Below are 23,377 nucleotides of genomic sequence, written 5' to 3'. Positions count from 1 at the left end.
CCACGGATGAGATTGAACAGCCCTATTCTGATCTCGATGCTATTCTCCCTCTGCTCACGGGTGACCGCGTGGCACAGAGTGGGACCTGGAGGTGCAAGCCCCGCCGCGCCGCCTATGACAGTCGCGCCTCCTTTGCGGCACCCGTGGGCACCCGCCTCCCCCGTTTGGTCCAGCCCTCGGTCAGGCGCCGGTAGGCGGTTTCGGCCTGCTCGCCCCGGCGCTTCTCTTCCTGCCGGGTGCGGGTCAGGTTGTACTCGTAGGCAGAGCCCCGCTGCCCACGCCGCTCCGGCTGCCCCGAGCGCAGTTCCAGATCCCGCAGCTTCTTGGCGTGCAAGGCGGGCCTGACCCCGGCGTAGTCCTCGCCTTTGGTCAGCATGTGCCAAACGATCACGGTCAGCTTCCTGGCGACCGCGACGGCGGCGATGTGATTGCCGCGCCTGGCTGCGACCCGCTGGTAGAACGCCCGCAACGGACCCGGCCCGCGCACGGCCTGCCAGGCGGCCTCGACCAGCATGGTCCGGGTATGGGCCCGACCCTGCTTGGTGATGCGGCCGTGCTGGGGCCGCCCCTCGCCGGACTGATGGACGCTCGGGTTCAGGCCGAGATAGGCGACGAGTTGGTCCGGGCCCTGGAACCGCGAGATTGGCCCGATGGCAGCTGACAGTCCAAGCGCCACCACCATGTCGCTTCCCGGGACGGTCATCAGGCGCTGGATGCTGGCATCGGCCAGAGCATCGCGCGCCAGCTCGCGCTCGATGACTTTGAGGTCCTCGCTCAGCCGGTCGTACTCGCGCAGGTGCCGTTCAACCGCCTCCCGCTCGTCCGCCGGCAGGTGCTGGGCCAGCAGCCAGGACCGCCCCCGGTGGCCGAACAGGTCAGCGTGCGGGCACTGCGGCACGAGGTGAGCGTGCAGGATGGATTGCGTGATGGTCTTCAGCCGTACCCTCTGGCGCACGATCTGGTTGCGCCGCGTGACCTGCCGCCGCAGTGCCAGGGTCCTCGCGTCCGGAACCCAGACCTCGGGCAGGAAGTTGCTGGCGTAGAGCTTCGCCAGGACCGTTGCGTCAATGGTATCGGTCTTGATCTTGGCATGCGCGATCAGCCGCACCTGACGCGGGTTGGCGATGACGACGTGCCCGACGTGCGGTGCGATCACTTCCACCACCGCTGCGGCATTTCCAGTCGCCTCCACCACGACGTGGTCGTCGTGCGTCAGCGTTCGGGCAAATGCCTCCAGATGGTCTCGCGTCATGCCGACCCGCCCGAGGCGGACGACCTTGCCGTCATCCAGCATCACCGCCTCGGCGAACACGCGGTGGATATCCAGTCCCACGATCCTCACCGGCCTGCCTCCTTGCCTTCCTGTTCCACGTAACGGGAGCCGACGGGCAACACGGCAACTACGGATCCGCGCTCGCAGCGCATCCGGGCGAGCCGCAGGGGCGGCCAGATAAAGCTTCGGGCTCGCAGCCCATGGTTCATGCGTCGGCCTGCCCGCACTTGCGTGCTCCCGGTGCCCCATGTCCCGGATGGTCTCACCATAGCGCCGATCCACCAGGATCAGCAGAAACATCGGGGCACCGAGGCCATCATGCCGGATAAGGGCAAGGTGGAGCGGCCCTTCCGCTACGTCCGCGAGGACTTCTTCCTCGCCCGCAGCTTCCGCAGCCTCGACGATCTGAACGCCCAGTTCCGCCAGTGGCTCGACCAGGTCGCCAACCAATGGGTGCACGCGACCACCGGGCGGGTGGTGACCGAACACTTTGCCGCGGAACGCCCCAGCCTCCAGCCGCTGCCGGCTGGCCCGTTCCAGGCAACCCTGCGCCTGGAGCGGCGGATCACCCGCGACGGCATGGTCTCGGTGGGCGGCAACCTGTACAGCGTGCCCGACAGCACCCGCCGCCGGCCGGTGGAGGTGCATCTGCTGCCTGACACCGTGCAGGTCTTCGAGGCCGGGCAGCTGGTGGCCAGCCACCCGGTACTCGAAGGACGTGGCCAGTGCCGGATCACCGGAGGACATCGGCAGCAGCGGCGGCATGCCCTGGGCGCGGTGGACAAACCAACGCCAGTCCCGCTCCGCCCAGGCGAGCGTGTGTCGCGCCGGCCACTCGACTTCTATGCCGCGGTGGGACAACGCCTGGCCGAGCGGGGCATCTGGAAATGAGGGAGGAACTGCCCGTCCCGGTCACCCTCGAGCGGGTGCGGCGCCACCTGGTCGGCCTACGGATACCGCGTGCCCTGGAGGTGCTCGACCACACCATGTGCCAGATCAAGCGCGGCGAGATCGGCGCACTGGAGGCGATCGACACCCTGCTGGCCGAGGAGCTGACCTTGCGCGAGGGCCGCAGGGTCAAGGCGGCGCTGCAGATGGCACGCCTGGGCACGGTCAAGACGCTGGCGAGCTTCGATTTCTCGTTCCAGCCCTCGCTCGACCGGCAGCGCATTCTGGCGCTCGCACAGCTCGACTTCATCGCCCGCCACGAGGTGGTGCACCTGCTGGGGCCGCCCGGCACCGGCAAGAGCCACCTCGCCATCGCGCTGGGGGTCGAGGCGGTGCGCGCCGGGCACAGCGTCTACTTCACCACCCCGGCCGATCTCGTCGCCTCGCTGGCCCGGGCCGAGCGCGAGGGAAACTTGCGCGAGCGGATCCGCTATCTGTGCCGCGCCGCGCTGCTGATCGTCGATGAGATCGGCTACCTTGCCGATCACGGCCGGCAACGGCAACCTGTTCTTTCAGCTGGTGAACGCGCGCTACGAGCGTGGGGCGATGATCCTGACCTCGAACCGCGGCTTTGCCGAATGGGGCGAGGTGTTCGGCGATGCCGTGGTCGCCACCGCACTGCTGGACTGGCTGCTGCACCATGCCGTGGTGGTGCAGATCGAGGGCGCGAGCTACCGGCTGCGCCAGCACGCCGACCTCGTGCCGGACAACCTCCGCCCCCTGCCGGTTACCATTGCCCAGGTGCCGCCGCGCCGACGTGGCAGGCCTCCGAAGATCAGGAGCCTCGACCCACTCGCCGGCTGACCACCAACCGCAAACTGGGGATTTTTGCCTCGGCACTTCTGCGGAGCTTTCCCCCGGCGTTAACACGCGGGAAACGCCTGCTGGAATCACTCCACTAGGTTGTGTCCGCGGCGGTAAGGAGGTCAGCAGCTCGCGCCATTTCCGACCATCCAAAGGGATTTGCGAAAGAAGCCGTCCGCATCGAAACCTCCTGAAGGTGGGCTGACAGCTCCTCCCAGGATGTGGATTCCTTGCCTTGAATGGAATGGGTGTACTTTCGCATTGGCCTTCTCCGCAGGAGGTGCCAGGATCAGCGACAGTTCCGACCGGGTGCGGTCGAGGGCTCGGATCTGGTTCCTCTCGTCCACCGCGAGAACCAGCGCCCGATCGCTAGGCGTAAGCTGGATCTCCACATCGGCCCTTATCAGGACCGCGTCACACTTGCTGTCCCAACCGGGTAACCTCCGTTCCGGTCAAAACAGAGGGCTGTCCTCGATCTATCCCTTCCGCAAAGGAGGCGGGAGAGAGCGAACGGGAAGGCGACGGCCATCGAAACGATACGGGGGAGCCAGAACCCAGCGTGTTGCAGCACCATCCTCCGACCGCACCACCATTCCGCTGGCCTCGGTGCGGGGAGAAAGCAGGGCCTCGTGAAGACCGAGAACTTCCCCCGCCGGAATTCCTTCTTCTCGCAGGAGCTGTAGAAGCTGGCTCCGGGTCTTCTTTCGCAGTTCTTCTTCTATGACAGGGATCAGAAGGGCACGGTTTGTTGAACGTTCCAGATTCGTGGAGAACCTGACGTCGTCCAGGAGTTCCTGTCGATTGATCACGCGCGCGCAGAAACGGCGGAACTGTGCGTTGTTGCCAACCGTGATAAGCAGTGGTCCATCCGCTGCCTCGAACACACCGTAAGGAACAATCGATGGATGCGAATTGCCGTAACGTGGTGGATCCTTTCCCTGAACCAGGGCCTCCAATCCGTAGTAGGATGTGATGGCCACGCCGCAATCGAACAGGGAAAGCTCTATCCGCCGCCCTTTGCCGGTACGGCCACGCTGGTACAGCGCAGCAAGCACCGCCTGCGCCGCATACTGCCCGGTGAACAGATCAACAGCAGCCACGCCGAACTTCAGCGGCGCCTGCCCGGCTTCCCCATTGAGGGCCATGAGGCCGGCTTCCCCCTGAACAAGCAGATCATAGCCCGGTCGCGCGGCCTCAGGCCCATCAGAAGCATAGCCGCTGATCGAGCAGTAGATGAGGCCGGGATTCTCCTCCCTCAGCGCCTCGTAGCCCAGGCCGAGCCTGTCGGCGCCGCCCGTCTTGAAGTTCTCGACCAGGACATCGCATTCGCGGGCCATCTTCCGGATTGCCGCCACCCCCTCGGGTGCCGAAAGATCGGCACCGATAGAGCTCTTGTTGCGATTCACGGCATCGAAGTACGACGTGTTGGTTGGACCGGTGCGAAGTCCCCAGTCACGCGTATCGTCGCCGCGGGTCGGATGCTCGACCTTCACCACTTCTGCGCCGAGATCGCCAAGCACCATGGCGCACCACGGTCCTGCGAGAATGCGGGACAGGTCCAGAACGCGCACACCCGCCAGAGGCAAGCCGTTATCCGGTTCGTTGGCGTATGCAACAGGTTGATCCATGAGATGGCAACTCCGAGAAAAACCAGCCCTCACGCACCCATGACACCGTCAAGGCGTCGAACCATTTCCACAAGCCGCGGACGGACCTCGTCCAAGAGAAACTGGGGCTCGGAGATGACAGTGGGCGCACCGCAGTTGATTGCCATCGGAGGCAAGCCGCCGCCGGGGCGGAAGCCGACTGCGATCGCACTGACACTCTTCTGCCATTCGCCAAAGGAACAGCAACAGCCCAGCGTGGCGTGATCGGCCATGGAGCTCTCAAGACTCTCATGAATCCTGGGCCATGCGAGTGGGTCGAGCATGCGGAGCTCGTCGAACAACGGCGCGCGTTCGCTGGGCGTCAGGACGGAGATGAAAGCACGTCCTATCGAGGAGCGGACCATCGACATACGGACGCCAACATCGATATTGAGCGATATCGCCGCCGGACCGCGAAGACATTCCACGTAGCGCATGGAAAGCCGATCACGCACCGCCAGTCCAACTGTGGCGTTCGAGAAACTGGCAAGCTCCCGCATCGCCGGCCGGGCCATCTGCCTTATGTCGAGCCCACCAAGCGCGACCGTGCCAAGGGCAATGAGTTGTGTGCCGAGACGGTACTTGCCGACATCCTCAACGAAATGCAGGTAACCAAGCTTCGTGAGCGTGTAGGTCAGGCGGGATACGGTCGAGCGAGGGAGTTTGCACCTCTCGGCGAAGTCCTGATTCGCCAGGAAGGTCTCGCCTCGCTTGAAGCAGGCCAGGATCTCGAGTCCACGCGCCAGGGCCGTCACGAAGTGACGGTCTTCCTTTCCGTCACCCTCGATGTCGTGATCCGGCAGCAATGCCGCGGGTTGGGTCATGGAGTTACCTCTGGGAGTTCCGGGGGCCTCTTCGGGTGTAACGCGCTCTTGCGGGCGATCAAGAGGGAGTTCTTGGTTCGGGAAGACTGCAAGGATGGCTGTCTCATCTTTTCCGCTCCAGGAAAGCCCTGAAAGCCGCCTGGGCTGCCGGCTGAAGCCGCAGAGCATGAAACTCCGCCGCCTCTCTCTCCAGAGTTTCAGCAACGGCACGTGCATGAGTACGGCGCAACAGCCGCTTGGTCGTGGCAAGAGCCGCTGGTGGCAGTGCTGCCAGGAGTTCCGCCTTTCCGATTGCGCGAGCGAGCGCTTCTCCGGTTTCGGTCACTTCGTTGACGATACCTGCCTCGGCAGCCATCTGCGCGGTGAAAGCCTCACCCAGAAGCAGGAGCTCGGCGGCGCGCTTCGTGCCAGACGCCAGAGGAAGCAGATAGCTGGAGGCTCCCTCGGGACACAGCCCCAGATGGGCAAAAGGAAGGCGGAACATGGTGCCCGCACCCGAATAGGCCAGATCGCAGTGCAACAGCATGGTCGTGCCTATTCCGATCGCGAAACCCTCCACGGCAGCCAGCACGGGTTTGGAAGCCTCGGCGAGAACCCTGAGATAGCCGAGGCCCTCACTGGAATCATGGTTGATGGAGACGTCCTGGAAGTCGGCAAGGTCGTTTCCAGCCGTGAAGCATCCCTCAGCGCCAGTCAGCACGATGGCACGGACAGCATTGTCTCTTTCCGCGTCGGTCAACGCTTCCGCCAAGGCCCGATAGGCCGCGCGATCAAGAGCGTTGCGGCGTTCCGGACGGGTCATGGTTATCTGGACGATTCCCGGCCGTGGATACGTTGTGACAATGCCGGTCTTCATCGCTGGATCTTTCATATGCGGGGCGGGTCGCGAAATCGGGGGATCTCCGATCCACGCTGACTAGGTTCGGAACGGTGCGGTCGTCTGGGTAAGGCGGCCGATGGCGCTCCGGTATTCCTGCGACAGGCGCGCCACCACCTCCGTCACCGGGAGGGTGTCGGCGATCGCACCAACGCCCTGACCGGCGCCCCAGATGTTTCGCCAGGGCTTCACGCCTGACGATCCGAAATTCATCGCGCTCTTATCGAGGAGGGGCAGCGCTTCCGGATCGAGCCCGGCGGCCACGATGCTCGGCTTCAGGTAGTTGCCAGGGACGCCTGTGAAGAAGGACGAGTAGAGGATGTCGGAAGCGCTCGCCGCCTCAATCATCTCCTTGTAGGGCGGAGCGGCGTTCGCCTCCTCGGTCGCGATGAAGCGGGTGCCCATATAGGCAAAGTCGGCGCCGAGAGCTTGGGCCGCGAGGATCGCGTCGCCCGTCGCTATGGCGCCCGCCAGCGCGACGGGACCATCGTAGATGCGGCGCACCTCCCCCAGGAGCGCGAATGGACTGAGCGTTCCGGCGTGACCCCCCGCCCCGGCGCAGACCAGAATCAACCCGTCCACGCCGGCTTCCAGCGCCTTCTCGGCGTGGCGGATCGTGGTGACGTCGTGAAAGACCAGGCCGCCATAGGCGTGGACCCGGCGGACGACCTCACCAGGCGCGCGCAGGGAGGTGATGATGAGTGGAACCTCGTGCGCGATGCAGGTTTCCATGTCCTGCTCCAAACGGTCATTCGACGCATGCACGATCTGGTTCACGGCGAAGGGCGCGATCCTGCGGTCAGGATCTGCCGCCTGCGCGGCGGCGAGCTCCGCCTTGATCCGCTCCAGCCACCCATCGAGCGTATCCGGGGCGCGAGCATTCAAGGCCGGGAAGGATCCAACGATCCCCGAGAGGCACTCGGCGATGACGAGCTCCGGGCGGGACACGATGAACATGGGGGACGCGATCACAGGCAGCATCAGCCTGTCGCGGAACAGCTCCGGCAGGGGACGGCCAGGATACTCCATCAGCCCGTCGCCTCCCTCGCGAAGTAGAAGTCGTGCAGGCGGTCGAGATCCATGTCGGCCGCAGCATCCGAGAGGACGACCTTGCCCGAGCGCATCAGATGGACATCGTCAGCGACGGCGAGAGCCATCCTGGTGTTCTGCTCGATGAGCACGATGGTGATGCCATCGGACTTCAGCCGGCGAATGATGTCGAACACCTCCTTCACGATGACCGGTGCCAGTCCCAGGGACGGCTCGTCGATGAGAAGGATGCGCGGCTTCGCCATCAGTCCGCGCCCCATCGCGACCATCTGCGCCTCGCCGCCGGACAGCGAGCCCGCGATCTGCTGACGCCGTTCCTTGAGGCGCGGGAAGAAAGTGTAGACGCGGTCGAGGTTGGCGGCCATCTCGCTCCGGCACCGTGTGGGGTAGGCACCGAGGCAAAGATTCTCTTCCACGGTCATGTCGCGGAACAGCAAACGGCCCTCGGGAACCATGACGATCCCCTCCCCGACCAGATCCCAGGTCCTGCGCCGGATCGGCTCGCCGCCGAGCAGTATCTCGCCCTGGTAGGGAAGGAGCCCGACCAGCGTGCGCAGCAGGGTGGTTTTTCCTGCCCCGTTCGGGCCCACGATGGCCGTCAGGGCGCCTTCCCGGAAGGTCAGGTCGAGATCCCAGAGGACGGTGATGGCGCCGTAGCCGGAGGTCAGGTGCCTGGTCTCAAGCATGGGCGGTCCCCGTATAGCTCTCCATCACCGCTGGATCGCGGAAGACCTTCTCGGGCGCCCCATCGGCGATGAGTTGGCCGAAGCTCAGTACCACGGCGCGGGTGCAGAGCTCCGATATCGTTTCGATGTCATGTTCCACGATCACGATGGTCAGGCCGAACAGGCGATGAAGCTCCTTCAACTTCAGCATGAAAAGGCGCTTCGCATTGCTTTCGAGACCCGCCAGCACCTCGTCCAGGAGAAGAAGCTTCGGCTCGGTTGCCAGCGCCTTGGCAATCTCCAGGCGTTTGAGTTCCTGTAGGGCCAGCGACGTGGCCGCATCCAGATCCGCCTTGTGGGACAGTTCCATCACCTCCAGGATCTCGCCGATCCGGACCGGATCGAACCGGCCTGCCCCGAAGACCTGCGCCACCGTGAGGTTCTCCCGGACCGAAAGGTGGTGCATCGGCTGCGTGATCTGAAAGGTCCTGCCGATCCCGGCGCGGGCCCTCTTGTGCAGCGGCAGGCCGATGATGTCCCGGCCTTCGAAGGCGATGCGTCCGCGGGCCTTCACCAGGCCGGATATGCAGTTGAACAGCGTTGTCTTGCCTGCACCGTTGGGTCCGACAAGCCCCAGGATCTCTCCCCTTTCTATTTGAAAGGAAATGCCCGAAAGCGCGGTGAGCCCGCCGAACCGGACGGTAACGGCATCAAGCTCCAGCATGGCTCTTCTCCCCCAGCTTGGCGCGGAACCGCGACATCAGGCCGGCGAGACCGTTGGGCGCGATCAGCACCATGATGGCCAGCAACACGCCGAGCAGGATCTGGTGCCCGACGGGGATCAGGCTCTTTGCGAAGACCTGGTCGAAGAGGTAGATCACCACGGCACCCAGCACAGGGCCCAGAACGGTACGGTAGCCGCCGAAGATCGCGGCAATGATGGGCATGACACTCCAGATGCTGGAAAAGGCGTAGTCGGGCTCCAGGAAGCCGATGATGTGCGCGTTCAGCGCCCCGAACACGCCCGCGATGAAGGCTGAAAGGAGCAACATCCAGGTCTTCAGGAGGGTCGAGTTGACCCCCACGACACGGGTCGCATCCTCGCTGTCGGCGATCGCGCGGAGCGCGGTACCGGTGTGGCTGCGCCGGATGGCCATGTAGACCATGGCGGACAGGATAACAGCGACGAGGACAAGGACATAGCTTCCCGGCCGGCTCGCGAGGTCGAGGCCCAGGATGTCAGGCAGGCCGGGATACCTTTGCAGCCCGGCCGAGCCGCCGGTCAGCCAGTCCAACTCCGTCGCCAGGATGCGGAAGATCTGCGCATAGGCGAGGATGGCAAGCGCGAAATACGGTCCGGACAGGCGAAGCGCCGGCAGCATGGCAAGCGATGCCAGGGTCGCGAAGGCGCCGCCGAGCGGAATGGCCAGAAGCACCGGGATCCCGAGCTTTCCCGCCAGCAAGGCGGAAGCATAGGAACCCACTCCAAAGAATGCTGCATGGCCGAAGGAGACCATGCCGCCGAGGTTGCCCAGCAGGGCCCAGGACAGGGCTAGGCCGGAGAGGATCAGGGCCGATATGAGCAGGCCCAGGAGATAGGGGCTGGTACCGGCAGCCAGAGGCAGGATGGCCAGCACGAGTGCGGCGCTTCCCAGAAGAATGGGCAAGCGGTTGTAACGGGGCTTCGTGCGGAGGCCGAGGGCGGAGGTTGCGGACATTCTGCCGGCCCTCATCCGCGACGCGCACGTGCGCCGAACAGGCCGTTCGGCAGGAGGAACAGGACCAGAAGGAAGAGGACCATCCCGGCCAGTTCCTGGAGAGCGGAGGAGGCAAGCGTTACCGTCAGGGCCTCCGTGACACCGAGAAGAAGGGCGCCGAGGAAAACGCCGGGGATCGAGCCGACACCAGCCAGCACCGTGATGATGAAGGCCTTCACCGTCAGGGCGTGACCGGTGGCAGGCTGGATGACGCTCATGGTGTACAGAGCCACGCCCGCAAAGGCCGCCAGGGCTCCGGCCACCAGGAAGGACGCCGTCTCGATCCGGGCCGGGTTTATGCCCATCAGCCGTGCCGCATCACGATTGGACGATACGGCGCGCATGGCACGGCCGTACCAACTGGACTTCAGCCACCACCAGAGGAACCCCATCAGCACCAGGGACACGAAGAAGGCGACGATCTCTCCACGCATCGCGAAGAGATCCCCGAAGGAGACCGCATCCTGCAGTGTGGCGGAGTTCGTGGTGCGAACATCGCTCGCGAAAACCAGCAGGATGCCATTGGTGAGTATGATGCCCATGGCAAAGGTCAGGATCAGCGAGTTCAGTTCGCGGTGCTCCCTGATCCAGCTCACGAGAAGGACCAGTATCCAGCTCACGAGCAGGACGGCGAGGAGTGCCAGTGGGATGGCGGCATAGGGATTCAGCCCGGTGCTCGCCTCCACGAAATAGGCCATGTAGGCCGCCAGGAGCACCAGTTCGCCATGGGCAAGGTTGATGATACGCATGGCTCCGAAGGCCAGGGCCAGGCCCAATGCCACCAGCGCGTAGACACTGCCGATCAGCACCCCGGAGAACAGCGCCTGTAGGATGAGGTCGGTCATGTCACCTCGGTGAGGAAGCTGAACTGTTGCGGGAAGATGCAGAAGCCATCACCAGGGCAGGCCGGGATAGGCAATTTCCCCGTTCGCCGTGGTGCGGGGCGACACCAGGACGATCTTGCCGTCGCGGTGCTGTCCCATGGACAGGGTGAAGTTCGGATTGTCGCCGGACTGATCGAACTGGATGCGGCCCAGCATGGTGTCGCGATCGGTCTTGCGCATCTCGTCGGCAAGTCCACCCTTGGCCAATGTACCGGCTTCGGCGCTGCGGAATATCGCCTCGCAGAGGATCCGCGTCTCCACGAAGCTCAGCGTCGAGAGATACTCGATCTCCTTGCCGTACTTGCTCTTGTAAAGATCGGCGAAGGTCGTTCCTTCCTCGCTCTTCATCTCCACCGGAAATGGCAGGAAGGAGGTGCCGACCACGTTGTTCATGAGATCCGGAAAATCGGTGTACATTTTCGGCGTCGCCAGGGACCATGCGCCGACGATCAGCTTCACGTTGGGCTTCAGCACCTTGGCTGCCCGGATGATCCCGACGTAGTCATTCTCGTAGGCGGACATCATGATGATGTCCGGCTTGTCCTGGATCTTGATCTTGTTGATGACCGGCTTGAAGTCACTGATGGCCGGGTCGAACTTGTGGACCGTCACCTTGATCCCTTGTGCGGTGAGGTCCTTTTCCAGGCCATCCGCAAGAAGCGCCGGGGCTTCCCGCGTAGAAGCCACGATAGAGATCTTCTCCGGCTTCAGGTCGGAAAGAAGGGTGGCGATGCCGCGTTGGTAGCCGGCATTATTGTTAATTCGAAAGAAATTCTTCAGTCCGCGCTGCGTGAGTTCATCGCTGACCGCGCCGGCGGTGATATAGACTTTGCCGAGCTTGCTTGCGGCATCGGAAGCCGGCCCGATGATGTTCGATCCGTAGCCGCCGATGATCGCCACCGCACCGTCCGAGGACAGCTTCTCGACGGCAGAGACCGCCTTCGCGGGCGTGCTCTCATCGTCGATGACGTCGATCCTGATCTTGTGGCGCGGCGATGCGGCGTTGCACATCGTGGCCGCCACCTGCATGCCTTCGTTGAAGGCCTGCCCGGATCGGGCAAGGGCGCCGGTCAGAGGCATGTGGGAGCCGACCACGAAGGTCTGGGCCTCTTGCGCACGCGCCCCCAAGAGGCCCGCAGACACGGTGAGAGCGAGAGCTGCTGATACGATCGTCCTGCGGACCATTATTTCCTCCCTGAACACTTCCGGCACCGGGATCACGCCCGACCAAGTACCTGTTCCACGCCCCGTTGGAGCCTGGATCACAGGAGGCATTCCGCCCTGTATCGGGCCAAGGCCAACATCGGACACAAGGGAATGTCATGGTGGGGCAGGATACCGACCCCATCTTCCAGCTTCCTCCGCCCAGCGTGCTGATCGCCCGCTTCTTGGTCTTCTCGGCAGCAATGCCTCTCCGGACAACCGACTGATGCCATTGTCCTTCGGCGAATGTCAACTTTCGCGAACTGGAATTCTGCATACCAGAACAATGTTGGGCAGGGCTATCGGCTAAAGGTCCGTTCCCCCGCCTACTCCCTTGACACTTCGCGCCTAACAAAGACACTGAGACAATAAATCGGTACTGAATTCCGCAATGCAGAATGAAATGGGAGGGAACCCGATGCTACCTGTCGACACTGTGGTCACAGGCGGGGTGGCCACTGTCACCATCGATCATCCCCCGGTGAATGCCCTGAGTGCCGCCGTGCGCGACGCCATAGCCAAAGCGATCGCCGCCGCCTGCGCCGATCCCGGCGTGAAAGCCATCGTGCTCACGGCCGCCGGCAAGCTGTTCGTGGCTGGTGCCGACATCTCCGAGTTCGGGAAGCCTCCCGTCCCGCCATCACTGCCCGATGTTGTGGCTGCCATCGAGGGGGCTTCCAAGCCTGTCGTCGCCGCCATGGGAGGTGCCGCGCTCGGCGGTGGCCTGGAACTGGCATTGGCCTGCCACGCCCGCGTGGCCAACCCCGCCGCCAGGCTCGGCCTGCCGGAAATCAAGCTTGGTATCATTCCAGGCGCCGGTGGCACCCAGCGCCTGCCGCGCCTGATCGGCGCCGCGCCGGCCTTCGCACTCATGCTGTCCGGGGAACCGGTGACGGCGGAACGCGCGCAGGCGCTTGGCATGATCGACGAGGTAGCGAACGGGGACCTTCTCGGCACCGCTTCCGCTATCGCGCTTCGGCTGGGCGAGGCCGGGAACTGGTCCAGGGTACAGGATTGCTCCGACCGGTTGACCGAGGCGGACCGGGTGGCCTTCGAGGCCGCTGCGGCAGCGGCTTTGAAGCGATCTGGTCAGGCGCCGAATGTGCCGGCCCTGGTCGATGCAGTCCGCGGCTGCTACGGCCGGTCCTTTGCCGACGGCCTGGCTGCGGAGCGCGCCCATTTCCGCGAACTGGTGGTCCATCCGAGCGCCAGGGCCCAACGCTACCTCTTCTTCGCAGAGCGGGAAGCCGCGCGCCTGCCCGGGATCGGCCGTGAGGTGAAGGCGCGTCCCATCAGCAAGGCAGCGGTCATCGGCGCGGGCACGATGGGCGGCGGCATCGCCATGTGCTTCGCCCAGGCCGGTATTCCCGTGACCCTGATCGATGTTCGTCCGGAACTCCTCGAGTCCGGCATGTCGCGCATCCGCGCCAACTACGAGGCATCGGTGAGGCGGGGGTCGCTTTCCGGCGAAGCCATGGAGCAGCGCCTCGCGCTCATCACACCGGCCGAAGGATTGGACAAGGCCGGCACATCCGACATCGTGGTGGAGGCCGCCTTCGAGGACATGGGCGTGAAAGCCGGGATCTTCGGTGAGCTCGGCGCATTGACCCGGCCCGGCACGATTCTGGCCACCAACACCTCCTATCTGGATGTGAACGCGATCGCTGCGTCATCGGGTCGGGCACGTGACGTCGTCGGACTGCATTTCTTCAGCCCGGCCAATGTGATGCGCCTGCTCGAAGTGGTCCGTGCCACGGAGACCTCGCAGGATGTCCTGGTGACGGCCATGGAGCTCGGTCGCCGCCTGGGCAAGCTGCCGGTGATGGTCGGCGTGTGCCACGGCTTTGTCGGCAACCGCATGCTGTCGAACCGCACCCGGGCGGCGGAGAGGCTGCTCCTTTCCGGCGCGCTGCCCCATGAGGTGGACGAGTCCGTCACGCGCTTCGGCTTCCGCATGGGCCCGTTTGCCATGATGGATCTGGCAGGGATCGACATCGGCTGGCGGGCACGCAAGGCCATCGGTGCCAGAGCCCCCGTGGCGGATGCACTCGCCGAACTAGGGCGCTTCGGACAGAAGACCGGCCGGGGCTTCTATCTCTATCCCGACGGCGCCCGCAGCGGCAGCCCGGACCCCGAGGTCGAAGCCCTGATTGCCTCGCTCCCCGAAAGCCAGGGAGTCGCCCGTCGGAAGTTCAGCGAGGAGGAGATCCTGGCGCGCCTCTTCTATCCAATGGTCAATGAGGGCGCGAAGATCCTCGACGAGGGGATTGCCGCGCGCGCCAGCGACATCGATCTGATCTGGGTGAACGGCTACAACTGGCCCGCCGTTACCGGCGGCCCGATGCACTGGGCCGAGGGGATCGGGGTTGCCCGGATCGTCGCGGAGTTGGAGCGGCTGGCCGCGGAGAGCGGCGACGAGAGCCTTGAGCCCTCACCCTTGCTGCGCCGCGTTTCCCAGGGTTCCGGCCTCTTCTCCGGGCGGGAGGCGGCGTGATGGCGCCGGAGCAGGCACGGAGCGAGATTGCGACACCCCCGCCCGTGGCATCGGAGGAACCGGACCAAGCTGCGCGCTATCCGTGGATGGCGAGCTTCCCGGACATCTGCAACTGGAACGCGCCTCTGGAAACCACGACCCTGCCCGAACTTCTGGCGGAGGCGGTGCGGCAACAGGGTTCGGCGCCGGCGCTGGAGTTCCGCGGCCGGACGGTGAGTTACGAGGTGCTTGAAAAGGACGTCGAGCGACTGGCCAGCGGGTTCGCCGCATCAGGGATCGGGCATGGGGACAATGTGGCACTTCTGCTGCCGAACACCCCGTATCACCCGCTGTCCTTCCTTGCGCTGACAAGGCTCGGGGCACGGGTCGTGCATCTCAGCGCCCTGGATGCCCGCAGGGAGATCATCCACAAACTGGAAGCCACGCACAGCCGTCGCCTTGTCACGACCAACCTTCCGGGCTTCCTTCCCAGCGCGCTGGACATGCTGGATGCGCACATCATTGACGAGGTCATCGTCGGGGATGACAGCCTGTACGGGGCGGGAGAGGTCGCGGCGCTGCCGATCCCGCAACGCCCTGGCGTGCAGGAGCTGTCCAGCCTTCTCAGCGACATTCCCCTTACCGCACCGCAGCCTTCCGTTGACGATATAGCCGTACTTCAGTTCACGGGTGGGACCACCGGACTGCCCAAGGCAGCCATGCTGAGCCACGGCAACCTGACATCGGCCGTAAGCATGTATCGCCTTTGGCGCGACGGAGGCAGGCCGCTCGTGCCCGGGGCGGAGAAGGTGATCGCTGTCCTGCCGCTGTTCCATATCTATGCACTGACGACCGTGCTTCTGCGCCACCTGCGCGACGGCAACCAGATCCTTCTTCGCCAGCGCTTCGATACCAGGACGCTGATCCGGGACATCACTGAGCTGAAGGCCAGCCAGTTCTCGGGTGTCCCTACCATGTGGGTGGCGCTGCTGAACCATCCCGGCATCGAAAAGGTGGATTTCTCCTCTCTCAAATCCTGCGTCTCCGGCGGCGCCCCCCTACCCTTCGACGTCCAGGCGAAGATCGAGGCTCTTATCGGCACTCAGCTGAACAACGGCTGGGGGATGACCGAGACCGGACCGGCGGGATCCCGCGTGCCTTACCGCACGGCCCGGCGGCCAGGCTTGATCGGGGTGCCTCTGCCCGGCTTGGCGATGCGCATCGTATCCACCGATGATCCTGCCCGGGAAGTGCATCCCGGAGAGGTGGGTGAAATCGCCATCCGTGGACCGAATGTTTTCAGGGGCTACCTCAACGATGCGGCAGCAACGGCGGCAGCCTTCCGGGACGGCTGGTTCCTGACCGGCGATATGGGACGCATGGACGGCGAAGGCCTGTTCGAGATCGTGGATCGTCGGAAGAACATGATCATTTCCTCCGGCTTCAACGTGTATCCAGCGGTGATCGAGAACGCGATCTACGAGCATCCGGCCGTCGAGGAAGTCATCGTGATCGGCGTGCCGGACACCTATCGCGGGCAATCGGCGAAAGCCTATCTGAAGCTCAAGGCAGGGTGCGGCCCCTTCACGCTGGACGAGCTGACGGAGTTCCTGGCCGATCGTCTCGGCCGCCATGAGATGCCACGTGCCATCGAGTTCCGCGAGGCGCTGCCGCGCAGTCCCGTTGGCAAGCTGTTGCCGAAGATACTGATAGCCGAGCTGGCCGCGGAGGCAGGTAGGCCACCCGACGCCGCCGAAAGCCGGGATCACCGAGGAACAATGGGAAAGACGCCATGATCGAAGCCGTCATTGTTTCCACCGCGCGCACCCCCATCGGCAAGGCGCAGCGCGGCGCGCTCAACATCACCAAAGGCGCGGACATGGCCGCCCATGCCATCCGCCATGCGCTTGTCCGGGGGAATATTGATCCTGCGGATGTGGAGGAGGTCGTCCTTGGCTGCGGGTATCCGGAAGGCGCCACCGGCGGAAATGTCGCCCGCCATGCGGCTCTCGTGGCCGGCATTCCGGTGACGTCCTCGGGTGTCACCGTGAGCCGCTTCTGTGCCTCCGGTCTTGAGGCGATCGCTCATGCGGCCCGGCGCATCACCCTCGACGGTGTTCCGGTTGCGGTTGCTGGAGGCGTCGAATCGATCTCGCTGGTACAGCCCGTCAATCGCGAGCTCTTCCGCAATGACTGGCTGAGGGCCAACAAGCCCGATATCTACGTTTCCATGATCGAGACCGGCGACACCGTCGCCAAGCGGTATGGCATCTCCCGCGAGGCACAGGACCTTTTCGCGCTCAGGAGCCAGCAACGTACCGCACGTGCCCAGGCCAGCGGCCTCTTCGATGCGGAAGTTGTCCCGTTTGCCGTGACGAAAGCAGTCAGCGACAAGGAGACGGGCGAGACCCGGCTGGAGAACGTGACCCTGGTCAGGGACGAGGGAAACCGTCCCGATACCACTCTTCACGCCTTGTCCAAGCTGAAGCCGGTGCGCGGCGAGGATCAGTTCGTGACGGCGGGCAATGCCAGCCAACTCTCCGACGGTGCCTCGGCCACCGTTCTCATGTCCTCGGCCGAGGCCGCGCGCCGTAGCGCCCAGGTCCTTGGGATCTTTCGCGGCTATGCGACCGCCGGATGCGAACCCGACGAGATGGGGATCGGGCCGGTTCATGCCGTGCCACGTCTGCTGGCGCGCCAGGGTCTCCAGGTTTCCGATATCGGCCTCTGGGAGCTGAACGAGGCCTTCGCATCCCAGTCCATCTATTGTTGCGAGACGCTCGGCATCGACCCCGAGATCGTGAATGTGAATGGCGGGGCCATATCCGTGGGCCATCCTTTCGGGATGAGCGGCGCGCGCCTGGTTGGACATGCCGTGCTGGAGGGGCGCCGCAGAGGTGTGCGCTTCGCCGTCGTCACCATGTGCATCGCAGGCGGCATGGGTGCCGCAGGCCTCATCGAAATCAATCCTGGATCGAACTGAGATGGAACTGCGCTTCACTCCCGAGGAAAACACCTTCCGCAAGGAGGTGCGTCACTTCTTCCGAACGGCGATCCCCGAGGAAATCCGGACAAAGGTCTCGGAAGGCCGCAAGCTGGAGCGGGAGGACTACGTGACCTCCCAGCGCATCCTGAACGACAAGGGATGGGCAGCACCGCATTGGCCACTGGAGTATGGCGGCCAGGACTGGACCCCCGTTCAGCGCTATATCTTCATGGAGGAGCTGATGCAGGCGGCCGTGCCGCTGCCGCTGCAGTTCAACTGCTTCATGGTGGGGCCCGTCATTGCCACTTTCGGCAACCAGCAGCAGAAGGATCGCTTCCTTCCGCGGATCAGGAGCCTGGACGACTGGTGGTGCCAGGGATTCTCCGAGCCAGGCGCGGGTTCAGATCTCGCTTCGCTGAAGACACGGGCAATTCGCGAGGGAGACCACTACATCGTCAACGGGCAGAAGACCTGGACCACGCTGGGTCAGTACGCGAACTGGATGTTCTGCCTCGCCCGGACCGACACGACAGTGAAGAAGCAGGCGGGGATCTCCTTCCTCCTCATCGACATGGGTACGCCAGGCATCACCGTTCGCCCCATCATCACCATCGACGGAAGGCACGAGGTGAATGAGGTCTTCCTCGACAACGTGAAAGTCCCCGTGGAAAACCTAGTGGGGGAGGAGAACAAGGGATGGGACTATGCCAAGTTCCTCCTTGCCAATGAACGGACGGGTATTGCGCGCATTGGCATGTCGAAGGAGCGGATCGCCCGTATCAAGCGTCTTGCCAAGGCCACGCCGGCCGGCGGAGGCAGCATGTGGGACGACCTGGATTTCCGCTCGCGCCTGGTGGCCACGGAGATCGAGCTCAAGGCGCTTGAGATCACGCAGATGCGGGTGGTGGCGGCGCAGGCTACACGGGATCCAACGAAGCCTGATCCGGCTTCCTCGATCCTCAAGATCAAGGGATCGGAGCTGCAGCAGGCCACGACCGAGCTTCTCCTGGAGCTTGCCGGTCCCCAGGCATTGCCGGCCGAGCGGCCTGACACGGGCCACAACGACCTGGAATCGCTCTTTGCCTGGGCGGATACGGCGGCGCCGGTCTATTTCAACCACCGCAAGGTGTCCATCTACGGCGGATCCAACGAGATTCAGCACAACGTGATCGCCAAGGCGATCCTGGGACTCTGAGGAGAGCGGAACATGGATTTCGATCTGACCGAAGAGCAGAACATGCTCAAGGAAACCGTCTCGCGCTGGTCCGCAAACAACTATGGCACGCTGGAGAAGCTGCAGGCTGTCCGCTCCGAGTCCCTGGGGTTCTCCCAGGCCAAATGGGCCGAACTCGCGGAACTCGGGATTCTTGGCCTTCCCTTCTCCGAGGCGGATGGCGGCTTTGGCGGCGGTGCCGTCGAGACGCTGATGGTGGCAGGAGCACTTGGCCGGGCGCTGGCGCCGGAACCGTATCTGGCCAGTGTCATTCTTGGCGGCGGAGCGGTGCGCCTCGCAGGCAACGAGGCGCAGCGTGCGGTTCTCCTTCCTGGCATAGCCGACGGCTCGGTGCGCCTGGCTTTCGCGCATTCCGAGATCCAGGCGCGCTACGATCTCAGCGACGTTGCCACCTCGGCGAAGCTCGTGGATGGCGCCTACCGTCTGAATGGCAACAAGAGCGTGGTCCTCAATGCGGATGCGGCCAAGTTCCTTGTCCTGAGCGCACGCACGGCTGGGAGCCAACGCAATCCGGAAGGGATCACGCTGTTCATCGTCCCCTCCGATGCCGACGGCATCTCCATCAGGAGCTATCCCACCCAGGATGGCGGGCGCGCGAGCGACATCACTCTCAACAATCTCCATGTGCCTGCGGATGCCGTTCTCGGAACCGCCGGCAATGCTTTGCCCATCATCGAGAGGGTTGTGGATGGTGCCACCGCGGCGCTGTGCGCCGAAGCGGTCGAGCTCATGGATGCCCTGACCGCGATCACCGTGGAGTACCTGAAGACACGCAAGCAGTTTGGCGTTCCCATCAGCTCCTTCCAGGCCTTGCAGCACAAGGCAGTGGACATGCTGGTTGCCGTGGAGCAGGCCCGTTCCATGGCGCTCTATGCCAGCATGATGGCGGAAGCGGAGGACCCCGATGAGCGCCGCACAGCCCTTTCTGCCGCCAAAGTCCAGATCAACCGCTCCGCACGGTTTGTCGGGCAGACGGCGGTCCAGCTGCATGGGGGCATTGGCATGACCATGGAGTATATCGGTGCACATTACTTTCGCCGGCTTTCCATGATCGAGCTGATGTTCGGCGATACCTCCTACCACCTGCGTCGGGTTACGGCGGAAGGCGGTCTGAACAAGGAAGCCTGACCGGATTTGGACGAAGCGCCGGACCCGCCGGATGACGCCGCCGTGGATGGGGAAGACTGTTGTTGCCCGTTCACGGCGGCAAGACACCCGGCCAGTTTGTGGCCGGGCACCTCAGAGGCCTCGCTCCTCGTGACAGTCTCGCAGCCGGATATTATCCACCAGCCTCCGGGTTCTTCGCCCGCTGCAGAATCTCCTGGAAGCGGCGCTTGGCCAATGGTGGAAGCCGCTCCGGCACCGCGATCGCATCAACAGGCTCGTCGCCCACCTGCACGAGCATGACCATGCCCATGCCATAATGCGGGATACACTTGATCCCATAGGTGCCCGGGGCTGTGAAGGTTACCTCGATCTCCTCGTTGATCTTTCCTTTGAAGGCTTCTGCGCCTGCGGGAAGCATCTCCGGTATCGAGGCGGCGTCGTGGGAAACGTTGGCGGCGCGGAACCTGATGCTGTCACCGGGCTTCAGCCGTACGAAGTCGGGCTCGTAGACCATGTTGCCCGTGGAATTACGGTTGAGCATCTTCACTTCATGCACCTCGGCATGTGCACCAGTGGCAAACAGGCCGGCAAAGAACAGAAGCGGCAGCACGAAGCGCATGAGGCTTTCCTTCAGGGTAAGGGAGAGAGCAGATGATCCGTCTGCCGGGCATCAGGCGGCCTCGGCAAGCGAAGGAACGGAAAGGGTGACCGAGAGGTCAAGGGCACGAGTGAGGATTCCTCGCAGCAAGACCAGAACGATGGCCGCTGCCACCACGCTCCACCGAAGCGGCGACTTCGGCGGATGGGCAAGCGCCAGGGCCTGGTCAGCGCACGTCACCAGGCGGTAGAGCCCCCATCGATAGCGAAATCGGCGCCGGTGACATAGCTTGACTCCTCGGAGCCGAGCCAAACCGTGCACCAGGCGACGTCCTCGGCTTCGCCGAGGCGCTTGATCATCATGCGCCGCGTTGCCTCTCCTTCGAAGCCCGGATCCATCGCCATGTGCCGGCGGGTCTGCGCCGTCACGATCAGCCCCGGTGAGATCGTGTTCGCGCGGATGCCATGTGGCGCACCCTCCATCGCGAGTTGTCGGGTCATGGCAAGAACTCCGCCCTTGCCAGCACAATGCGCCAGAGCCGGTGAGCCATTCAGCGCTATATGCGCGTTGGCCGAAGCGAAATTGATGACCGAAGCCGTGCCGCTTTTCCGCAGCCAGGGCCAGGCGGCACGGGTGATGAGAAAGACGATGTCCAGCTCGCCCCGCAGCGTGCGCTGCCACTGCTCATAGCTCATCTCCTCGATCCACTGGAAGATCGAGATCGCTGCAGCGGGAACGAGGATGTCGATCCTGCCGTACTCGTCACCGATCTCGTTCACCACGCGCGAGGTTTCCGCCTCGTCGAGTGTATCGGTGTGCCGTGGCAGAAACCGTCCACCCGGTGCCGCGGCTGCGGTCTCGGCCAAAGCGTGGTCGTCGACATCGAGCCCGATGACCGTCGCTCCCTGCGCCGCGAACATCCGCGCGATGCCTTGCCCAATGCCGTTGCCGGCTCCGGTCACGACGGCGATCCTGCCGTCAAGCCGGCGCTGCCCTTTCGCGATATCCATAGCAGTCCTCTTTGCTGTTATCGCCGCCGTGGCGCATATCACCGGCCGGCGCTGTTCCGGTTGAGATAGGCGCCGAGCGCGGCCAGATCGGCGTCGCTGATCTCCGTCTTTCGGAAGAACGGCATGATCGAGATGCCGTTCCGAACGAAGTATGCGACCGCATCGGGCGTCAGGTCGGTACGCTCGGTCAGCAGCGCCGGCACATCGCCATTGTACTTCACCCGTAATGCATCGGTGCCAGGCTTGAACTCGTTACCCGGGTTGCCGATCCCTGGCCCGTGGCACGAGGTGCAGTTGTAGGCGAACACCTGCTCTCCTCGAGCGATCAGCGCGTCATGGTCTGGACCGGCAGCTGCCGCAGCGCCAGCTGTGCAAAGCATGAGAAGCGCGGGAACGAGATGCTTCATTTCTCAGCCTTTCTCATCGCCTTCGGCCAGAATCCGCCGCGCCCCGGGGCGATGATGCCCTTGGGGTCAATCGCGTCCTTCAGACTCTCGCAGAAGCGCCGCAGGATGTTGTCGTTGAAGCTATAGGTGCCCATCACCTGATCCTGGAACAGGGGCGGCGTGCGATACTCGCCATAGCCATGCTCGGCGCCGAAAGCGATCAGCCGGCTCATCGTGTCGCGCGAGAGCTTGTTCATGGCCTTGTCCGATCGCGACACCGGCAGTCCGGTGGTCAGCGCGAAGACGCGCGGGATCCAGGTGAAGGGAGCGGTGAAGGGACCATAGGCCATGGGGAAGTCAACGCCCATCTCCCTCATCCCCTCAGTGAAGATCCGCTGCGCCTTGAACACCTCGTCGCCGGTCCGGGGCACCATCGGCGAGAACAGCAGATGCCCGTCCGCGGGGTTCGGGTTGGTCTGTGATCGCGCACCGAGCGAAAAGACGTTCATGTTCGGCATGCCGATCAGCACCTTGTGCTTGACCGCTTCAGCCTGATCCTGGTTCAGCGGGAAGCTCAGTGTCTCGACATCCTCGAAGCGGACTCCGGGAATCGCCTTCTCGTAGAGGGAGCGGGCATACTGCCAGCTTGCCTCGATCACCGGCATCGGGCCGTAGAAACTCAGACCCAGCTGCCAGGGCGCCACGCCCTTGTCGGCCGAATAGCGGTTGATGGCATTGCCGTTCCAGACATCGGCGGACTTGCCTATGGAACGCAACTCGGTATCGGCGAACTGAGCGTAGAACATCGGCGATTCGTAGAGCGGCATGCCGATCAGCCCGGCATCCTCAAGCCGGTTGGAGATCTCGATCAACGGGACCAGATCCTCGCGACGGCGAACGAAGACGCGCCGGTGCAGGAAGGCCTCCGGCGGCGGCATCAGGTGAATGCCCATCTTGGTTACGACGCCAAAGCCCGCCTGCGCGAATAATCCGTCCACATAGGGGCCGAAGCCATAGCGGAAATCCGCGAAGGTGGGTGCGCCGGGCATCGCGCCCATGCCTGTGCGCATCAGCTCGCCATCGGGCAGGACGACCTCGAGCCCGCAGTGCGATCCGAAATGGTCACGGTAGTTATACCAGGTATGGCCGACACCATGGTCGAGCGCATTTCCCAGCACGCTGCCCCAGCCGGGGTCCGGCACGTCGATCCAAACGTTGAGCTTGTTGTCCTGGATGTAGCGGTAGAGGTCGAAGTAGGACACGCCGGGCTCGACGATGGCGAAATGGCGCTTGTCATCGACCTGGATGACCTTGTTCATCCGCTTCATGTCGATCACGACGCTACCTGAGAGATTGGGCGCTGAGCCGCCATAGCCGACGTTCTTGCCGGTCGAGATCGGGAACACGGGGATGCCGTGCTCATGAGCAGTGCGTACAATCGCCTGCACTTCCTCGGCCGACTTCGGCGCGACAGCGGCGGAGATCAGGCGCTCGTTGGCCTCGTCCCAAACCGGCGAGTAGGCGTCACGGTAAAGCGAGGTATCCTCATCGGAGGTGAAGACCCATTCGTCGCCAACGGCGTGGCGGAAAGAGGCGAGCGCCTGGTTCCACGCGTCGGCTGAGATGTTCGGGGGCAGCATTGCGTCCTCGTT

20 protein-coding genes and 2 pseudogenes are annotated in these 23,377 nt (G+C 64.1%); 8 read left to right on the top strand and 14 right to left on the bottom strand.

Going from position 1 to position 23,377, the window contains the following annotated elements; all coding sequences use genetic code 11:
- Nucleotides 1-112: 112 nt before the first annotated feature.
- Complete coding sequence (locus BT98_RS0122280) at nt 113-1,342, bottom strand: IS110 family RNA-guided transposase (protein WP_019463432.1); 1,230 nt, start codon at nt 1,340-1,342, stop codon at nt 113-115.
- 258 nt (nt 1,343-1,600) lie between these two features.
- Here BT98_RS0122280 and BT98_RS25720 point away from each other — a divergent pair.
- The 3 genes and pseudogenes from BT98_RS25720 to BT98_RS28505 all read left to right on the top strand — a co-directional run.
- Nucleotides 1,601-2,164 (top strand): annotated as a pseudogene (locus tag BT98_RS25720) (Mu transposase domain-containing protein); the annotation flags it as partial.
- Nucleotides 2,161-2,652, top strand: a pseudogene (locus BT98_RS28510) (ATP-binding protein); the annotation flags it as partial. The pseudogenes BT98_RS25720 and BT98_RS28510, both read left to right, overlap by 4 nt.
- Nucleotides 2,653-2,698: 46 nt before the next feature.
- Nucleotides 2,699-3,025 (top strand): ATP-binding protein, encoded by a 327-nt coding sequence (locus BT98_RS28505; protein WP_019460512.1) that lies wholly within the window; start codon nt 2,699-2,701, stop codon nt 3,023-3,025.
- Between the two features lie 476 nt (nt 3,026-3,501).
- On the opposite strand, the gene BT98_RS27010 is transcribed toward BT98_RS28505, so the two are convergent.
- From BT98_RS27010 to BT98_RS0122230, 9 genes are all read right to left on the bottom strand, one after another.
- Nucleotides 3,502-4,653 (bottom strand): CaiB/BaiF CoA transferase family protein, encoded by a 1,152-nt coding sequence (locus BT98_RS27010; RefSeq protein WP_079253450.1) that lies wholly within the window; start codon nt 4,651-4,653, stop codon nt 3,502-3,504.
- 29 nt (nt 4,654-4,682) lie between these two features.
- Complete coding sequence (locus BT98_RS0122265) at nt 4,683-5,495, bottom strand: IclR family transcriptional regulator (protein WP_019460513.1); 813 nt, start codon at nt 5,493-5,495, stop codon at nt 4,683-4,685.
- Nucleotides 5,496-5,598: 103 nt separating this feature from the next.
- Nucleotides 5,599-6,351: an enoyl-CoA hydratase-related protein gene (locus tag BT98_RS0122260; RefSeq protein WP_019460514.1), complete on the bottom strand. Its 753-nt coding sequence runs from the start codon at nt 6,349-6,351 to the stop codon at nt 5,599-5,601.
- Between the two features lie 60 nt (nt 6,352-6,411).
- Nucleotides 6,412-7,401 carry an NAD(P)H-dependent flavin oxidoreductase gene (locus BT98_RS0122255; RefSeq protein WP_019460515.1) on the bottom strand — a complete coding sequence of 330 codons (990 nt, stop codon included), beginning with the start codon at nt 7,399-7,401 and terminating at the stop codon, nt 6,412-6,414.
- Entirely contained in the window at nt 7,401-8,108 is a 708-nt protein-coding gene (locus BT98_RS0122250; protein ID WP_019460516.1) for an ABC transporter ATP-binding protein, read from the bottom strand. Before BT98_RS0122250 ends, BT98_RS0122255 begins: the two co-directional genes overlap by 1 nt.
- Nucleotides 8,101-8,811 (bottom strand): ABC transporter ATP-binding protein, encoded by a 711-nt coding sequence (locus BT98_RS0122245; protein ID WP_026033088.1) that lies wholly within the window; start codon nt 8,809-8,811, stop codon nt 8,101-8,103. Before BT98_RS0122245 ends, BT98_RS0122250 begins: the two co-directional genes overlap by 8 nt.
- Nucleotides 8,798-9,805 (bottom strand): branched-chain amino acid ABC transporter permease, encoded by a 1,008-nt coding sequence (locus tag BT98_RS0122240; protein WP_019460518.1) that lies wholly within the window; start codon nt 9,803-9,805, stop codon nt 8,798-8,800. The genes BT98_RS0122245 and BT98_RS0122240 overlap by 14 nt, the downstream gene beginning before the upstream one ends.
- Nucleotides 9,806-9,816: 11 nt before the next feature.
- Nucleotides 9,817-10,689 (bottom strand): branched-chain amino acid ABC transporter permease, encoded by an 873-nt coding sequence (locus tag BT98_RS0122235; protein ID WP_019460519.1) that lies wholly within the window; start codon nt 10,687-10,689, stop codon nt 9,817-9,819.
- Nucleotides 10,690-10,737: 48 nt separating this feature from the next.
- The gene (locus tag BT98_RS0122230) at nt 10,738-11,949 is read right to left on the bottom strand and encodes an ABC transporter substrate-binding protein (protein WP_226945873.1); all 1,212 of its coding nucleotides are present in this window, start codon (nt 11,947-11,949) and stop codon (nt 10,738-10,740) included.
- Between the two features lie 400 nt (nt 11,950-12,349).
- Here BT98_RS0122230 and BT98_RS0122220 point away from each other — a divergent pair, with 400 nt between their 5' ends.
- From BT98_RS0122220 to BT98_RS0122200, 5 genes are read left to right on the top strand one after another with little or no spacing between them, the layout of a single operon-like run.
- Complete coding sequence (locus tag BT98_RS0122220; RefSeq protein WP_051004768.1) at nt 12,350-14,425, top strand: 3-hydroxyacyl-CoA dehydrogenase NAD-binding domain-containing protein; 2,076 nt, start codon at nt 12,350-12,352, stop codon at nt 14,423-14,425.
- The gene (locus BT98_RS0122215; protein ID WP_202801184.1) at nt 14,425-16,200 is read left to right on the top strand and encodes an AMP-binding protein; all 1,776 of its coding nucleotides are present in this window, start codon (nt 14,425-14,427) and stop codon (nt 16,198-16,200) included. Before BT98_RS0122220 ends, BT98_RS0122215 begins: the two co-directional genes overlap by 1 nt.
- On the top strand, nt 16,197-17,387 hold the full coding sequence (locus tag BT98_RS0122210; protein WP_019460524.1) for an acetyl-CoA C-acyltransferase: 1,191 nt from the start codon (nt 16,197-16,199) through the stop codon (nt 17,385-17,387). The genes BT98_RS0122215 and BT98_RS0122210 overlap by 4 nt, the downstream gene beginning before the upstream one ends.
- Before the next feature lies 1 nt (nt 17,388).
- Entirely contained in the window at nt 17,389-18,585 is a 1,197-nt protein-coding gene (locus tag BT98_RS0122205; RefSeq protein WP_019460525.1) for an acyl-CoA dehydrogenase family protein, read from the top strand.
- A 12-nt stretch (nt 18,586-18,597) separates the two neighbouring features.
- Nucleotides 18,598-19,752: an acyl-CoA dehydrogenase family protein gene (locus tag BT98_RS0122200; RefSeq protein WP_019460526.1), complete on the top strand. Its 1,155-nt coding sequence runs from the start codon at nt 18,598-18,600 to the stop codon at nt 19,750-19,752.
- A 151-nt stretch (nt 19,753-19,903) separates the two neighbouring features.
- On the opposite strand, the gene BT98_RS0122195 is transcribed toward BT98_RS0122200, so the two are convergent.
- The 4 genes from BT98_RS0122195 to BT98_RS0122180 form a co-directional block, all read right to left on the bottom strand.
- Nucleotides 19,904-20,350: a pseudoazurin gene (locus BT98_RS0122195; RefSeq protein WP_019460527.1), complete on the bottom strand. Its 447-nt coding sequence runs from the start codon at nt 20,348-20,350 to the stop codon at nt 19,904-19,906.
- A 215-nt stretch (nt 20,351-20,565) separates the two neighbouring features.
- Complete coding sequence (locus BT98_RS0122190) at nt 20,566-21,339, bottom strand: SDR family NAD(P)-dependent oxidoreductase (protein ID WP_019460528.1); 774 nt, start codon at nt 21,337-21,339, stop codon at nt 20,566-20,568.
- Between the two features lie 38 nt (nt 21,340-21,377).
- Nucleotides 21,378-21,746, bottom strand: a complete 369-nt coding sequence (locus BT98_RS27005; protein WP_079253449.1) for a c-type cytochrome — start codon at nt 21,744-21,746, stop codon at nt 21,378-21,380.
- The gene (locus tag BT98_RS0122180; protein WP_019460530.1) at nt 21,743-23,365 is read right to left on the bottom strand and encodes an FAD-binding oxidoreductase; all 1,623 of its coding nucleotides are present in this window, start codon (nt 23,363-23,365) and stop codon (nt 21,743-21,745) included. The genes BT98_RS27005 and BT98_RS0122180 overlap by 4 nt, the downstream gene beginning before the upstream one ends.
- Between the last annotated feature and the right edge of the window lie 12 nt (nt 23,366-23,377).

The organism is Roseomonas mucosa ATCC BAA-692 (assembly GCF_000622225.1).
Lineage (GTDB): Bacteria > Pseudomonadota > Alphaproteobacteria > Acetobacterales > Acetobacteraceae > Roseomonas > Roseomonas mucosa.
Note: the sequence above shows the minus strand (reverse complement) of the source record. Positions and strands in the feature narration are given on the sequence as shown.

Coding starts and splice junctions, on each gene's coding strand:
- BT98_RS0122215 (WP_202801184.1), top strand. CDS start 14,425: ATGGCGCCGGAGCAGGCACGGAGCGAGATTGCGACACCCCCGCCCGTG.
- BT98_RS27005 (WP_079253449.1), bottom strand. CDS start 21,746: ATGAAGCATCTCGTTCCCGCGCTTCTCATGCTTTGCACAGCTGGCGCT.
- BT98_RS0122195 (WP_019460527.1), bottom strand. CDS start 20,350: ATGCGCTTCGTGCTGCCGCTTCTGTTCTTTGCCGGCCTGTTTGCCACT.
- BT98_RS0122205 (WP_019460525.1), top strand. CDS start 17,389: ATGGAACTGCGCTTCACTCCCGAGGAAAACACCTTCCGCAAGGAGGTG.
- BT98_RS0122250 (WP_019460516.1), bottom strand. CDS start 8,108: ATGCTTGAGACCAGGCACCTGACCTCCGGCTACGGCGCCATCACCGTC.
- BT98_RS0122235 (WP_019460519.1), bottom strand. CDS start 10,689: ATGACCGACCTCATCCTACAGGCGCTGTTCTCCGGGGTGCTGATCGGC.
- BT98_RS0122240 (WP_019460518.1), bottom strand. CDS start 9,805: ATGTCCGCAACCTCCGCCCTCGGCCTCCGCACGAAGCCCCGTTACAAC.
- BT98_RS0122210 (WP_019460524.1), top strand. CDS start 16,197: ATGATCGAAGCCGTCATTGTTTCCACCGCGCGCACCCCCATCGGCAAG.
- BT98_RS0122190 (WP_019460528.1), bottom strand. CDS start 21,339: ATGGATATCGCGAAAGGGCAGCGCCGGCTTGACGGCAGGATCGCCGTC.
- BT98_RS0122260 (WP_019460514.1), bottom strand. CDS start 6,351: ATGAAGACCGGCATTGTCACAACGTATCCACGGCCGGGAATCGTCCAG.
- BT98_RS0122255 (WP_019460515.1), bottom strand. CDS start 7,401: ATGGAGTATCCTGGCCGTCCCCTGCCGGAGCTGTTCCGCGACAGGCTG.
- BT98_RS0122265 (WP_019460513.1), bottom strand. CDS start 5,495: ATGACCCAACCCGCGGCATTGCTGCCGGATCACGACATCGAGGGTGAC.
- BT98_RS27010 (WP_079253450.1), bottom strand. CDS start 4,653: ATGGATCAACCTGTTGCATACGCCAACGAACCGGATAACGGCTTGCCT.
- BT98_RS0122245 (WP_026033088.1), bottom strand. CDS start 8,811: ATGCTGGAGCTTGATGCCGTTACCGTCCGGTTCGGCGGGCTCACCGCG.
- BT98_RS0122180 (WP_019460530.1), bottom strand. CDS start 23,365: ATGCTGCCCCCGAACATCTCAGCCGACGCGTGGAACCAGGCGCTCGCC.
- BT98_RS0122220 (WP_051004768.1), top strand. CDS start 12,350: ATGCTACCTGTCGACACTGTGGTCACAGGCGGGGTGGCCACTGTCACC.
- BT98_RS0122200 (WP_019460526.1), top strand. CDS start 18,598: ATGGATTTCGATCTGACCGAAGAGCAGAACATGCTCAAGGAAACCGTC.